At 68.2% G+C, this 12680-nt stretch carries 12 protein-coding genes and 1 riboswitch; all 12 genes read left to right on the top strand.

What is annotated here, in order from left to right:
• Positions 1–5: 5 nt before the first annotated feature.
• The 12 genes from AC1RTA_RS12375 (at position 6) to AC1RTA_RS12320 (ending at position 12436) form a co-directional block, all read left to right on the top strand.
• Positions 6–710 carry a hypothetical protein gene (locus tag AC1RTA_RS12375; RefSeq protein ID WP_492784856.1) on the top strand — a complete coding sequence of 235 codons (705 nt, stop codon included), beginning with the start codon at positions 6–8 and terminating at the stop codon, positions 708–710.
• A gap of 91 nt (positions 711–801) precedes the next feature.
• The gene (pyk, locus tag AC1RTA_RS12370; protein ID WP_014235179.1) at positions 802–2247 is read left to right on the top strand and encodes a pyruvate kinase; all 1446 of its coding nucleotides are present in this window, start codon (positions 802–804) and stop codon (positions 2245–2247) included.
• 67 nt (positions 2248–2314) lie between these two features.
• A riboswitch (cobalamin riboswitch) is annotated at positions 2315–2510 on the top strand.
• Positions 2511–2555: 45 nt separating this feature from the next.
• Entirely contained in the window at positions 2556–3335 is a 780-nt protein-coding gene (gene bluB / locus AC1RTA_RS12365; protein ID WP_492784855.1) for a 5,6-dimethylbenzimidazole synthase, read from the top strand.
• A 198-nt stretch (positions 3336–3533) separates the two neighbouring features.
• Entirely contained in the window at positions 3534–4598 is a 1065-nt protein-coding gene (gene fba, locus AC1RTA_RS12360; protein WP_130459100.1) for a class II fructose-bisphosphate aldolase, read from the top strand.
• A gap of 69 nt (positions 4599–4667) precedes the next feature.
• Positions 4668–5978 carry a DUF3422 family protein gene (locus AC1RTA_RS12355; RefSeq protein ID WP_014235176.1) on the top strand — a complete coding sequence of 437 codons (1311 nt, stop codon included), beginning with the start codon at positions 4668–4670 and terminating at the stop codon, positions 5976–5978.
• A 43-nt stretch (positions 5979–6021) separates the two neighbouring features.
• Positions 6022–6960, top strand: coding sequence for a phosphoribosylaminoimidazolesuccinocarboxamide synthase (locus AC1RTA_RS12350; protein WP_130459098.1), 939 nt, complete (start codon positions 6022–6024; stop codon positions 6958–6960).
• A gap of 167 nt (positions 6961–7127) precedes the next feature.
• A complete protein-coding gene (locus AC1RTA_RS12345) occupies positions 7128–7898 on the top strand; it encodes a DUF2189 domain-containing protein (RefSeq protein WP_492784854.1) in 771 nt (256 codons plus the stop codon).
• Positions 7899–8009: 111 nt separating this feature from the next.
• Positions 8010–10091 (top strand): M3 family metallopeptidase, encoded by a 2082-nt coding sequence (locus AC1RTA_RS12340; protein ID WP_492784853.1) that lies wholly within the window; start codon positions 8010–8012, stop codon positions 10089–10091.
• Between the two features lie 34 nt (positions 10092–10125).
• Positions 10126–10635, top strand: a complete 510-nt coding sequence (locus tag AC1RTA_RS12335; protein ID WP_492784852.1) for a DUF4124 domain-containing protein — start codon at positions 10126–10128, stop codon at positions 10633–10635.
• Between the two features lie 6 nt (positions 10636–10641).
• The gene (gene xth / locus AC1RTA_RS12330) at positions 10642–11415 is read left to right on the top strand and encodes an exodeoxyribonuclease III (RefSeq protein ID WP_492784851.1); all 774 of its coding nucleotides are present in this window, start codon (positions 10642–10644) and stop codon (positions 11413–11415) included.
• A gap of 25 nt (positions 11416–11440) precedes the next feature.
• A complete protein-coding gene (locus tag AC1RTA_RS12325; RefSeq protein WP_492784850.1) occupies positions 11441–12109 on the top strand; it encodes a Crp/Fnr family transcriptional regulator in 669 nt (222 codons plus the stop codon).
• 135 nt (positions 12110–12244) lie between these two features.
• Positions 12245–12436 carry a YgaP family membrane protein gene (locus tag AC1RTA_RS12320; protein ID WP_014235169.1) on the top strand — a complete coding sequence of 64 codons (192 nt, stop codon included), beginning with the start codon at positions 12245–12247 and terminating at the stop codon, positions 12434–12436.
• The last annotated feature ends 244 nt before the right edge of the window (positions 12437–12680 follow it).

Genomic DNA, 12680 nt, shown 5'->3' with positions numbered 1-12680 from the left:
GGGCGATGCTCTCCCCGCGCCAGCCGTTCGACGCCAGCCTGCTGCATGAGGCCGGCCTCAACCTGCAGGCCGTCTTCGACGTGGCGGCCCTGCCGGTGGAGGTTGCCGCCGCCCTGGAGCGGGCCGCCCCGGGCCACGGCCGGCGCCAGCTGATCCTGCTGGGCCACGGCGGCCGCCGCCTGTGGCAGGCGGTGCAGGCCGCCGGGCTGGATTCGGACCATCCCATCGACGATTTCACCATTGCCAGCGTGGGGCGCTGGTTTGCCGCCGTCTGTCCCGACCGGGACTTCCACCTGCTCTATCCCGGCGATGCGCCGGTGGGGCTGCAGCAGCTGGGGCGGCTGGCGGGCTGGCACCATCCCTCGCCCTTCATGGTCGGAGTGCGGCAGCAGTGGGGCTCCTGGTATGCCTACCGGGCGGCCCTGCTGGCGGACAGCGACTTCCCGCCGACGCCGCCCCTGCAGGAAGCCTCGCCCTGTGCCAGCTGCGCGCCCCGGGTCTGCATCGAGGCCTGCCCGGCCGGCGCCCTGGCCGGCGGCCGTTTCGACCTGGCCGCCTGCGTCGCCTGGCGCCGGCGGCCCGCCTCGCCCTGCCGCCATACCTGCCTGGCCCGGCTGGCCTGCCCGGTGGGCCGGGAGCACCGCTACGAGCCGGCCCAGATCCGCCACACCTACGCCCAATCGCTGGCGGCCATCGAGGCCTACTACTGAAGCGCCCCGCCGCCGGGAAATGGCCTGGGGGCCAGCAACGGCGGGGAGGCTGCGCTAGAATGGCCGGACAGACCAACAACAGGAACCCGCCATGGCCCGCCATACCAAGATCGTCGCCACCCTCGGCCCCGCTTCCACCGATCCCGTCACCCTGGAGCGCCTGATCCGCGCCGGCGTGGACGTGGTGCGCATGAACTTCTCCCACGGCACCGCCGAGGACCACATGGCCCGGGCCCGCACCGTGCGCGAGATTTCCGCCAAGGTGGGGCGGCCGGTGGGCATCCTGGGGGACCTGCAGGGGCCGAAGATCCGCGTCGGCAAATTCGAGAACGGCAAGATCCAGCTGGAGAAGGGCGACAAGTTCATCCTCGACGCCAACTGTGCCCTGGGCAACCAGGAGCGGGTCGGCCTGGACTACAAGGACCTGCCCCGGGACGTGGAGCCCGGCGCCGTGCTGCTGCTGGACGACGGCCGCATCGTGCTCGACGTGGAGCGGGTGATCGGTGCCGAAATCCACACCGTGGTGCGCCACGCCGGCGAGCTGTCCAACAACAAAGGCATCAACCGCCAGGGCGGCGGCCTTTCCGCCCCGGCCCTGACCGCCAAGGACATGGACGACATCAAGACGGCGGCCCAGATCGGCGTCGATTACATCGCCGTCTCCTTCCCCAAGAGCGCCGCCGACATGTACATGGCGCGCCAGCTGATGCGGGCCGCCGGCAGCCGCGCCCTGACCATCGCCAAGATCGAGCGCACCGAGGCCGTGGCGGCCCTGGATGAAATCCTGGACGCCTCCGACGGCGTCATGGTGGCCCGGGGCGACCTGGCCGTGGAAGTGGGGGACGCCGCCGTGCCGGCCCTGCAGAAGAAGATGATTCGCCACGCCCGGGAGAAGAACAAGCTGGCCATCACCGCCACCCAGATGATGGAATCCATGATCCAGTCGCCGGTGCCGACCCGGGCCGAAGTGTCTGACGTGGCCAACGCCGTGCTGGACGGCACCGACGCGGTGATGCTCTCCGCCGAGACCGCCAGCGGCCGCTATCCGGTGGAAACCGTGGAATCCATGGCCCGGGTCTGCATCGAGGCCGAGCGGTCCGCCGAAGTGACCCTGGACCGGGAATTCCTCGACCGGGTGTTCACCCGCATTGACCAGTCCGTGGCCATGGCCGCCATCTGGACCGCCCACCACCTCAAGGTGAAGGCCATCGCCGCCCTGTCGCAATCCGGTTCCACCGCCCTGTGGATGAGCCGCCTCAACTGCGGCGTGCCGGTCTATGCCCTGACGCCGGATGCGGAGGCCCAGACCAAGATGTCCCTCTACCGGGAAGTGACGCCCCTGCTCATGAGCCAGCAGCATTCGGACCGGGACGTGCTGCTCTACGAAGCCGAGCAGCTGCTGATGCAGAACGGCGCCGTGGCCAAGGGCGACCTCATCGTGCTGACCATCGGCGAGCCCATCGGCACCCCGGGGGGCACCAACACCCTGAAGATCGTCCGCGTCGGCGAGCACCAGATGCCGCCCCTGCGGGCCTGATAGTGCCCTCGCGGGCCTCGGGTCTGAATCCGCCGCCTCTGTTAAAATTCCCGTCGCCCCGGTCCGCCGGGGCGAATCGTCTCCGGGTGCCCGCAAGGGAGAATCGGGAACGCGGTGCGGCAGGCCTTGGGGCCGCCCATTCCGCGACGTGCCCAACGCTGTGAGGGGGACTGGGCCGGCAGATGCCACTGATCCGCGGATCGGGAAGGCGCCGGCACAGAGTGATCCCGAGTCAGAAGACCGGCCAGGAGACCCTTTCCGGCACGCACGGCCAGGCGCGCCGCCACCGATCTTCAGAAGGGGACTCCATGAAGACCGACCAGCACGATTGCAGCGTCAACAAAGTCATCTCCCTCGCCGGCTACCAGAACGAACACGAGTTCTCCGCCGCCGCCCGGGACGCCATCTACCACGCCATCTTCTCCCGCCGCGACGTGCGCGGCCAGTTCCTGCCCGACCCGGTGCCCCAGGAGGTGCTGGCCCGGGTCCTCACCGCCGCCCACTTCGCCCCTTCCGTCGGCTACATGCAGCCCTGGAGTTTCCTCCTGGTGCGGGAGGCGGAGACCAAGGCCCGCATCCACGCCGCCTTCCAGCAGGCCAACCAGGAGGCGGCGGAGAAATTCGAGGGCGAGCGCCAGGCCATCTACAAGGAACTGAAGCTGGAGGGCATCCGGGAAGCGCCCATCAACCTGCTCATCACCTGCGACCGGGACCGGGCCGGCCCGGTGGTCATCGGCCGCACCCACATCAAGGCCATGGACCTCTATTCCAGCGTCTGCGCCGTGCAGAACCTGTGGCTGGCGGCCCGCAGCGAAGGCCTGGGAGTGGGCTGGGTCTCCATCTTCCACCAGCAGGCCCTGCGCGAGATCCTGAGCCTGCCGCCGCGCATCATCCCGGTGGCCTACCTGTGTCTGGGCTACGTCAGCCACTTCAAGGAAAAGCCGGAGCTGGAAAGCGCCGGCTGGCGCCAGCGCCTGCCCCTGGCCGACCTGGTGTACGACGGCCAGTGGGAAAAGCCGGTGGAGGAGGAACTGCGCCAGGTTCTCAGCGAGCACCAGGCCAGGGCCCAGGAAAAACGCCGCTTCTAGGCATGCCTGCCTGAAGATGGCCGTGGTTGGGGCGTCTCCGGCGCCCTGGTCGCGGCCTTTGTCTTTCTTTTGCTGCCCGGCGGTCGCAGTACTCGCCCGGGGGGCAAAGCCACGATAAAATCACGGTCTTTCCCGAGCGCCACGACAGCGGGCGCCGATCACGCCAGAACAAACCGCATTGCCCATTGGAGGAACACCATGCCCATCGTATCCATGCGCCAGCTCCTGGACCACGCCGCCGAGAACGGCTACGGTCTGCCCGCCTTCAACGTGAACAACATGGAACAGGTCTGGGCCATCATGGAGGCCGCCAATGAACTGAACGCCCCGGTGATCATGCAGGCCTCCGCCGGTGCCCGCAAATACGCCGGCGAAGCCTTCCTGCGCCACCAGATCCTCGCCGCCCTGGAAGCCTATCCCCACATCCCCGTGGTGATGCACCAGGACCACGGCCAGTCCCCGGCTGTCTGTATGGCCGCCATCAAGTCCGGCTTCTCCTCCGTGATGATGGACGGCTCCCTGCAGGAAGACGGCAAGAGCGTCGCCTCCTACGACTACAACGTGGCCGTGACCCAGGAAGTGGTGAAGTTCTCCCACGCCATCGGCGTCTCCGTCGAGGCCGAACTGGGCGTGCTCGGTTCCCTGGAAACCATGAAGGCCGACAAGGAAGACGGCCACGGCGCCGAAGGCCACATGACCCGGGAAGACCTGCTCACCGATCCGGACCAGGCCGCCGACTTCGTCGCCCGCACCAACTGCGACGCCCTGGCCATCGCCATCGGCACCAGCCACGGCGCCTACAAGTTCACCAAGAAGCCCACCGGCGACATCCTGGCCATCGACCGCATCAAGGAAATCCACGCCCGCATCCCCAACACCCACCTGGTGATGCACGGCTCCTCCTCCGTGCCCCAGGAGCTGCTGGCCGAGATCCGGGAATTCGGCGGCGACATGAAGGAAACCTACGGCGTGCCCGTGGAAGAGATCGTGAACGGCATCAAGCACGGCGTGCGCAAGGTGAACATCGACACCGACATCCGCCTGGCCATGACCGGCGCCGTGCGTCGCTACCTGTTCGAGAACCCCTCCAAGTTCGATCCCCGCGACTTCCTCAAGCCCGCCCGGGAAGCCGCCAAGAAAATCTGCGTCGCCCGCTACCAGGCCTTCGGCTGCGAAGGCCGGGCCGGCCAGATCAAGCCCATCTCCCTGGAGAAGATGGCCGAGCGCTACAAGAAGGGCGAGCTGAACCAGATCGTCAAGTAAGCAGGTTCGCCTTCCCAACCGCTGCCAGGCGCCGGATACTTCTCCGGCGCCCTTTTCTTTTTATCCGCCATGACCCTGCCCCTCGCCGAACACCCGCTGCGCCAGCGCCTCAATGACGAGGTCCATGCCCGCCCGCCCATGGCCCTGGAAGGGCCGGAGTGGATCAGCTACCTGGCGGTGCTGCACGAAGGCACCGAGGCAGCGGCCGAAGAAGCCCATCTGCAGCGCCTCTGCGCCGCCCTGGGGGCCAATCTCTGCCCCGTCATCCAGGGCGACCACTGGGTCATGGACGCGGGCCGCCTGCGCCTCAAGTGGGAGCGGCACAACGAATTTTCCGGCTACACCTTCTTCCTCGCCCGGGAACCCGGCGACGCCCCCGACACCACCGCCATTTCCGCCCTGCCGGCAGACTGGCTGGCGGGCCTGCCCGGCTCGGTGATGGTGGCCACCCATGTGGAATTCCGCTCCGCCGCCGACCTGGACCCGGAAGAACTGCTGGCCGACCTGCACCGCTCCGGCGACTCCTGGGTCGCCACCACGGTGGCCGACGGTGCCGCCTGGGTCGCCTCCGATTTCCAGCTGCACGACGGCTGGAGCCGTTTCCTGGTGCTGGACGAGCGCCTGCGCCACCGCCAGGCCGGGCGCACGGTGCAGCGCCTGCTGGAGATCGAGACCTACCGCATGATGGCCCTGCTGGCCTTCCCGGTGGCCAAGGAGGTGAGCCGCCTGCTGGCCCGGGCCGAGGGCGAGGTGGCCGACCTCATGGACCGCATGGGCGAGGCCCGCGGCCCCGAGGACGAGCGCCTGCTGCTGGCCCGCCTGACCCGGCTGGCGGCGGAGATCGAACGCTCGGTGACCCGCACCGCCTTCCGCTTCGGCGCCGCCGAGGCCTACTACGCCCTGGTGCAGCAGCGGGTGCGGGAACTGCGGGAACACCGCCTCAACGGCTTCCCCCCCATTTCCGAATTCATGGACCGGCGCCTGGCCCCGGCCATCAACACCTGTCTTTCCGTGGCCCGGCGCCAGACCGACCTGTCCACCCGCATCGCGCGCAAGAGCGCCCTGCTGCGCACCCGGGTCGATATCGAACTGGAGCGCCAGAACCAGCAGCTGCTGGGGCAGATGAACCGCCGCGCCAAGCTGCAGCTGCGCCTGCAGGAAACGGTGGAAGGCCTGTCCGTGGTGGCCATCACCTACTACGCCTCCCAGCTGGTCAGTTATCTGGCCAAGGGCCTGTCCAAGACCGTGCTGCCCCACCTGTCGCCGGAAATCGCCTCCGCCGTCTCCATCCCCCTCATCGCCGCCGTCGTCGCCGTCAGCATCCGCCGCATGCGCCGCGCCCTGGCCGCCGAGGAGCTGGAGCAGGGCGAAGGCCACTGATCCTTTATAATCCGTTTTTTCCCCTCTTTTTCGGGACCCTGCCGTGACCGCTCCCCTTTTTGAATCCACCATCACCAGCCTGCCCCTCGTCGCCCGGGGCAAGGTGCGCGACATCTATTCCGTCGATGCCGACCACCTGCTGATCGTCACCACCGACCGGCTCTCCGCCTTCGACGTGATCCTGCCGGACCCCATCCCCGACAAGGGCAAGGTGCTGACCCAGGTGGCCAATTTCTGGTTCGAGAAGCTGGGCCACATCCTGCCCAGCCAGCTCTCCGGCATCGCCCCCGAATCCGTGGTCAAGCCCGAAGAGCGGTCCCAGGTGGAAGGCCGCGCCCTGGTGGTGAAGCGCTTGAAGCCCCTGCCCATCGAGGCCGTGGTGCGCGGCTACCTGATCGGTTCCGGCTGGAAGGACTACCAGGCCACCGGCGCCGTCTGCGGCATCCAGCTGCCCGCCGGCCTGCAGATGGCGGCCAAGCTGCCCGAGCCCATCTTCACCCCGGCCACCAAGGCCGACGTGGGCGACCACGACATCAACATCTCCTACGAGGAATCCAAGGTGCGCTGCGCCGAGCACCTGGCCGCCGACCTGGCGGGCACCGGCAAGACCGGCGCCCAGCTGGCCGAGGAGGCGAAGAACGCCGCCATCGCCCTGTACACCGAGGCCTCCGCCTATGCCCGCACCCGGGGCATCATCATCGCCGACACCAAGTTCGAGTTCGGCATCGACAAGGCCGGCACCCTGCACCTCATCGACGAGGCCCTGACCCCCGATTCCTCCCGCTTCTGGCCCGCCGACGGCTACGCCGAAGGCATCAGCCCCCCCAGCTTCGACAAGCAGTTCGTCCGTGACCACCTGGAAACCCTGACCTGGTGGGACAAGAAGGCTCCCGGTCCGCAGCTGCCGGCCGAGGTCATCGAAAAGACCGCCGCCAAGTATCGCGAAGCCTACGAGCGCCTCACCGGCCAGACCATGGCCTGATCGGGCCGGACTGCTGCGGGCCGCACCGCTTGTGCCGGTCGGCCTGGGCTTCCCCCAAAAAGGGGCGGGAGATTCTCCCGCCCCTTTTGTTTTTGCCGGCCGGAAACCCGGACGGGCAGTTGCGGTCCAACCCATGTCCCCGCTCCAACCCTGAGAAGGAGATCATCATGGACATCCTGCACTTCCCCGTTCATCACGACCTGCCCCGGGTGCGCCACGTGGCCTGGTCCCGTCCCTTCCACTGGCTGGCCGGCGGTCTGCGGGACCTCTCCCGGCGGCCCGCCCTGAGCCTCTCCCTGGGCGCCCTGTTTGCCATCGGCGGCCTGTGCATCTTCGCCCTGGCCCAGGGCCGGCCCGAGCTGCTGCTGGCGGCCGTCTCCGGCTTCCTCCTGGTAGGGCCCCTGCTGGCCGTGGGCTTCTACGAGATCAGCCGCCGCATCGCCGGCGGCGACCGGCTCGATGCCGCCGCCGTGGCCCATTCCCTGGCCGCCCGCTGGCGCCCCCTGGCCCTCTACGGCCTCTTCCTGGCCGCCATCTACTTCATCTGGGCCCAGCTGACCACGGCCCTGGTGGCCTATCTGCTGGGCAGCGAGTGGATCTGGGGCTTCGAGGAACTGGCCCGGGAAATCTTCCTCTCCGGCCGCCACCCCAACCTGGCCGCCATCTGGACCCTCAGCGGCGCCACCCTGGCCGCGGTGACCTTCCTGCTCTCGGTGGTGACGGCGCCCCTGCTGCTGGACCGGGAGGTGGAGGTGCACCACGCCATGGCCACCAGCATCAACGTGGTGGCGACCAATCTGCCGGCCATGCTGCTGTGGTCCTTCCTTATCGTCAGCCTGACCCTGTTCGGCTTCGTCACCCTGATGGCCGGTCTGGTGCTGATCATGCCCCTGCTGGGCCACGCCACCTGGCATGCCTACGCGGACCTTGTAGAATAGGCGCCAGACCCCATCTGCAAGAACAGACGTCCAGTTTCAGCGCCAGCCCACGGGCGGCCCAGGCCGCCCGTTTTTGTTGCCCCTACCGATAATATCTCCAGAGAACAGCCCATGAGCGCCAATCCCCTTCTTGCCACCGTCGGCCAGCCCCGTGCTGTGCTGCCGCCCTTCGACCGCATCGAGCCGGCCCACGTGCGGCCCGCCATCGAGCAGCTGCTGGCCGACAGCCGGGCCCTGGTGGCGCGCCTCACCGCTGCCGCCGTGCCGGCCACCTGGGACGATTTCGCGGCGCCCCTCAACGACGGCATCGAGCACCTCTCCTGGGCCTGGGGCATCGTCGGCCACCTGCACGGCGTCAATGACGTGCCCGAATGGCGCGAGGCCTACAACGACCTGCTGCCGGAGGTGACCCGCTTCTTCAGCGAACTGGGCCAGAACCTGGCCCTCTTCGAGAAGTACAAGGCCCTGGCCGCCTCCCCCGAGTTCGCCGGCCTTTCCCCGGCCCGCAAGAGAATCCTGCACAACGAGATCCGCGACTTCCGCCTTTCCGGCGCCGAACTGCCGGAAGTGCAGAAGCCCCGCTTCCAGGCCATCCAGGAAGAACTGGCCAGCCTCTCCGCCAAGTTCTCGGAAAACCTGCTGGACGCCACCAACGCCTTCGCCGAATTCGTGACCGACGAGGCCGAACTGGCGGGCCTGCCGGAGGACGTGCAGGCTGCCGCCCGGGCCGCCGCCGAGAGGGATGGAAAGAGCGGGGAGGGCAAGGCCGGCTGGAAATTCACCCTGCACGCCCCTTCCTACATGCCGGTGATGCAGTACGCCGAGAGCCGCCGCCTGCGCCAGTCCATGTACCGGGCCTACGCCACCCGGGCCGCCGAGTTCACCGACGGCAGCAGCAAGGCCGAGTGGGACAACACCCCCCTGATCCGCCGCATCCTGGAACTGCGGGCCGAAGAGGCGAAGATGCTGGGCTTCGACACCTTCGCCCAGGTTTCCCTGGTGCCCAAGATGGCCGACAGTCCGGAACAGGTGCTGGCCTTCCTCAACGACCTGGCGGTGAAGGCCAAGCCTTTCGCCGAGAAGGACCTGGCCGAACTGAAGGCCTTCGCCAAGAGCGAACTGGGCATGGCCGAACTGGAACCCTGGGACATCGGCTGGGCTTCGGAAAAGCTCAAGCAGGCCCGCTACTCCTTCTCCGACGAGGAGGTGAAGCAGTACTTCCCCGAACCCAAGGTGCTGGGCGGCCTGTTCAAGGTCATCGAGTCCCTCTTCGACGTCAAGCTGAAGCCCGACGTGGCCCCCGTGTGGCATCCGGACGTGCGTTTCTTCCGCATCGAGACCGCCGCCGGCGAGCTGGTGGGCCAGTTCTACCTGGACCTCTACGCCCGGGAAACCAAGCGGGGCGGCGCCTGGATGGACGAAGCCATCACCCGCCGCGCCACCGCTGCCGGCATCCAGACCCCGGTGGCCTATCTCAACTGCAACTTCCCGGCGCCCATTGGCGACAAACCGGCCACCTTCAGCCACGACGACGTCATCACCCTGTTCCACGAGACCGGCCACGGCCTGCACCACCTGCTGACCCGGGTGGAGGAGCTGGGCGTCTCCGGCATCCACGGCGTCGAGTGGGATGCGGTGGAACTGCCCTCCCAGTTCATGGAGAACTACTGCTGGGAGTGGGAGGTGCTGCAGGGCATGACCGGCCACGTGGATTCCGGCGAGCCGTTGCCCCGGGCCCTCTACGACAAGATGCTGGCGGCCAAGAACTTCCACAGCGGCCTCATGACCGTGCGCCAGCTGGAATTCTCCCTCTTCGACCTGCGCATCCACCACGGCTTCGATCCCAAGGGCGAGCAGACCGTGCTGGACGTGCTGAACGAGGTGCGCCGGGAAGTGGCGGTGCTGATTCCCCCCGCCTGGCACCGCTTCCCCAACAGCTTCGGCCACATCTTCGCCGGCGGCTACGCGGCGGGCTACTTCAGCTACAAGTGGGCCGAGGTGCTCTCGGCCGATGCCTACGCCGCCTTCGAGGAGGCCGGCAATCCCTTCGACGGGGCCACCGGCAAGCGCTTCCTGGACGAGATCCTCTCCGTCGGCGGTTCCCGCCCGGCGATCGACTCCTTCAAGGCCTTCCGCGGCCGGGAACCCAGCGTGGATGCCCTGTTGCGGCACAATGGTATGATCCCCGCGTAATCCGGCCCAACACCGCTGTCGGGAGATTCTTGCCATGAAACTGCTGCTGTCCCTGCTCGTCGGCTGCCTGGCCTGGGGTGCCGCCCAGGCCCAGACCACCTACCGCTGGATCGACCCCCAGACCGGCCAGACGGTCTTTTCCGACAAGCCGCCCCCCGCCGGGGTCAAGCAGGTGAGCAAGAAGCAGCTGGGCACTGCAGCCGAAGGGGAAGAGGGCAGCCTGCCCTACGCCACCCGCCGCGCCGTGGAGAATTTCCCGGTGGTGCTGTACACCAGCAGCGACTGCGTCGAGACCTGCCGCCTGGGGCGGGACCTGCTCAACGCCCGGGGCGTTCCCTTCCGCGAGAAGATGATCGCCACCCCGGAGGATTACGAAGAACTCAAGCGCGTGGCCGGCAGCGAGCCTGCCGTGCCCATTCTCATGGTCGGCAAGCAGACCACCCGGGGCGTGGACAGCGCCGCCTGGAACAATCTGCTGGACCTGGCCGGCTACCCCAAGACGGCCCCCTACGGTTTCAAGCCCCGGGGCGCCCTGGAGAAATAGTTGTCGATGAAGTTTGCCACCTGGAACGTCAATTCCCTCAAGGTCCGCCTGCCCCATCTGCTGGAGTGGCTGGCCAAGGAGGTCCCCGATGTGGTCTGCCTGCAGGAAACCAAGCTGGAGGACCACAATTTCCCCCAGGCCGAGATCGAGGCAGCCGGCTACCAGGTCGCCTTTTCCGGCCAGAAGACCTACAACGGCGTCGCCCTGCTTTCGCGCCAGCCCCTGGCCGAGGTGCAGCGGGGCAATCCCCATTACGACGATCCCCAGAAGCGCCTCATCGCCGCCACGGTGGCCGGCGTGCGGGTGATCTGCGCCTATTTCCCCAACGGCCAGGAAGTGGGCAGCGACAAGTACGCCTACAAGCTGGAATGGCTGGCAGCCCTGGAAAAGTGGCTGGCCGAGGAACTGTCCGCCCATCCCAAGCTGGTGCTGGCCGGCGACTTCAACATCGCCCCGGCCGATGCGGACGTGCACGACCCCCAGGCCTGGGCAGGCAAGATTCTCTGTTCCGAACCGGAGCGGGCCGCCTGGCAGCGCCTGCTGGGCCTGGGCCTGAGCGACAGCTTCCGCCTCTTCGAGCAGCCGCCGGCCACCTTCTCCTGGTGGGATTACCGCATGGGCGGCTTCCGCCGCAACCTGGGCCTGCGCATCGACCACCTGCTGCTCTCCGCCCCCCTGGCGGCGGCCTGCAGCGCCGGGCGCATCGACAAGGAGCCCCGCACCTGGGAACGCCCGTCGGACCACGCCCCGGCCATCGCCGAAATCGGCCCCGTCGCCTGAAGCCCCAACCGGACCGCGCCCGACCATGGAACTGACCTCCGCCGGCCTGCTGGCCCTCTATCCCTCCCTGGCGGCCCTGTCGGCAGACCAGCTGGCCGCCCTGTGCCGGCCCGAGGCCCTGCTGCGGCTGCCCGCCGGCACCCAGCTGTTCGCCGAGCGCCAGCCCTGCCAGGGCTTCCCCCTGCTGCTGGAAGGCAGCATCAAGGTGGTGAAGACCGCCGCCAGCGGACGGGAAATGCTGCTCTACCGGGTGGAGCCGGGGGAATCCTGCATCATCACCTCCAGCTGTCTCCTGGGCCATGCGCCCTATACCGCCCGGGGCGAGGCGGAAACGCCCATCACCCTGCTGATCCTGCCCAGCCCGGTGTTCGACCGGCTGGTGGCGGAGCAGGCCCGCTTCCGCGATTTCGTCTTCCACCTCTTTTCCGAGCGTCTGGCCGAACTGATGCAGCTGGTGGAGGAGGTCGCCTTCCACCGTCTCGACCAGCGCCTGGCCAAGCTGCTGCTGGCCAAGAACGGCGACACCCTGCATGCCACCCACCAGCAGCTGGCGGAAGAACTGGGCAGCGTGCGGGAAATCGTCAGCCGGCTGCTGAAGGGCTTTGCCGCCCAGGGGCTGGTGGCCCTGGGGCGGGAACAGATCGGCATCCTGGACCGCAACGGCCTCAAGAGCCTGGCCGAGGCCGCCCGCTGAAGGCCGGCAGCCGCCTGGGCCGGCCGTGGCCTGGGCGCCTCCGGGCATCGCTCGTGGGTGTGTGACCCAGGTTACATACGCTTGCCCGGGACCCCGCTATGCTGGGAGGGTCAAAACTCACTGGAGGCAGCAAACATGAAAGCAAACGTTGGCGGTATCGACAAAATCCTGCGCATCGTCGTCGGCCTGGCCCTGATCGCCTGGGCCATCCTGGGCGGTCCGGTGTGGGCCTGGATCGGCGTGGTGCCCCTGGCCACCGGTTTCATGGGCTGGTGCCCGGCCTACACCCTGCTGGGCATCAAGACCTGCCCGATGAAGAAGGACTGAGGGAGCTTTTTCCCGCGGGAGTGGCCGAGGCGGAAGTTTTCTGCGCCGGTTCTCTCCCGGGTTCTCTCCCGTTTCCCCCGACAGGGCGCCGCTGGCGCCCTGTTTGTTTTTGTGGCGGCAGAAAATGGGGAAGGCGGGAGCAGGCGCCTAGAGCAGGCGCAGGGCCGAGTCGAAATCCAGATGGGGCGGCGCCACCTCGGCCCGGGGGATGGCGGCAGGGAAGGTGAGGCGCAGGGGGCGGCCG

This window comes from Azospira sp. MPR-E4 (genome assembly GCF_058809645.1).
This window is presented reverse-complemented; position numbering and strand designations above follow the sequence as displayed.

Excerpts from the sequence above, each read along its gene's own strand:
- AC1RTA_RS12375 (WP_492784856.1), top strand. The coding sequence starts at position 6 with ATGCTCTCCCCGCGCCAGCCGTTCGACGCCAGCCTGCTGCATGAGGCC.
- AC1RTA_RS12340 (WP_492784853.1), top strand. The coding sequence starts at position 8,010 with ATGAGCGCCAATCCCCTTCTTGCCACCGTCGGCCAGCCCCGTGCTGTG.
- AC1RTA_RS12355 (WP_014235176.1), top strand. The coding sequence starts at position 4,668 with ATGACCCTGCCCCTCGCCGAACACCCGCTGCGCCAGCGCCTCAATGAC.
- AC1RTA_RS12320 (WP_014235169.1), top strand. The coding sequence starts at position 12,245 with ATGAAAGCAAACGTTGGCGGTATCGACAAAATCCTGCGCATCGTCGTC.
- xth (WP_492784851.1), top strand. The coding sequence starts at position 10,642 with ATGAAGTTTGCCACCTGGAACGTCAATTCCCTCAAGGTCCGCCTGCCC.
- bluB (WP_492784855.1), top strand. The coding sequence starts at position 2,556 with ATGAAGACCGACCAGCACGATTGCAGCGTCAACAAAGTCATCTCCCTC.
- AC1RTA_RS12335 (WP_492784852.1), top strand. The coding sequence starts at position 10,126 with ATGAAACTGCTGCTGTCCCTGCTCGTCGGCTGCCTGGCCTGGGGTGCC.
- pyk (WP_014235179.1), top strand. The coding sequence starts at position 802 with ATGGCCCGCCATACCAAGATCGTCGCCACCCTCGGCCCCGCTTCCACC.
- fba (WP_130459100.1), top strand. The coding sequence starts at position 3,534 with ATGCCCATCGTATCCATGCGCCAGCTCCTGGACCACGCCGCCGAGAAC.
- AC1RTA_RS12325 (WP_492784850.1), top strand. The coding sequence starts at position 11,441 with ATGGAACTGACCTCCGCCGGCCTGCTGGCCCTCTATCCCTCCCTGGCG.
- AC1RTA_RS12345 (WP_492784854.1), top strand. The coding sequence starts at position 7,128 with ATGGACATCCTGCACTTCCCCGTTCATCACGACCTGCCCCGGGTGCGC.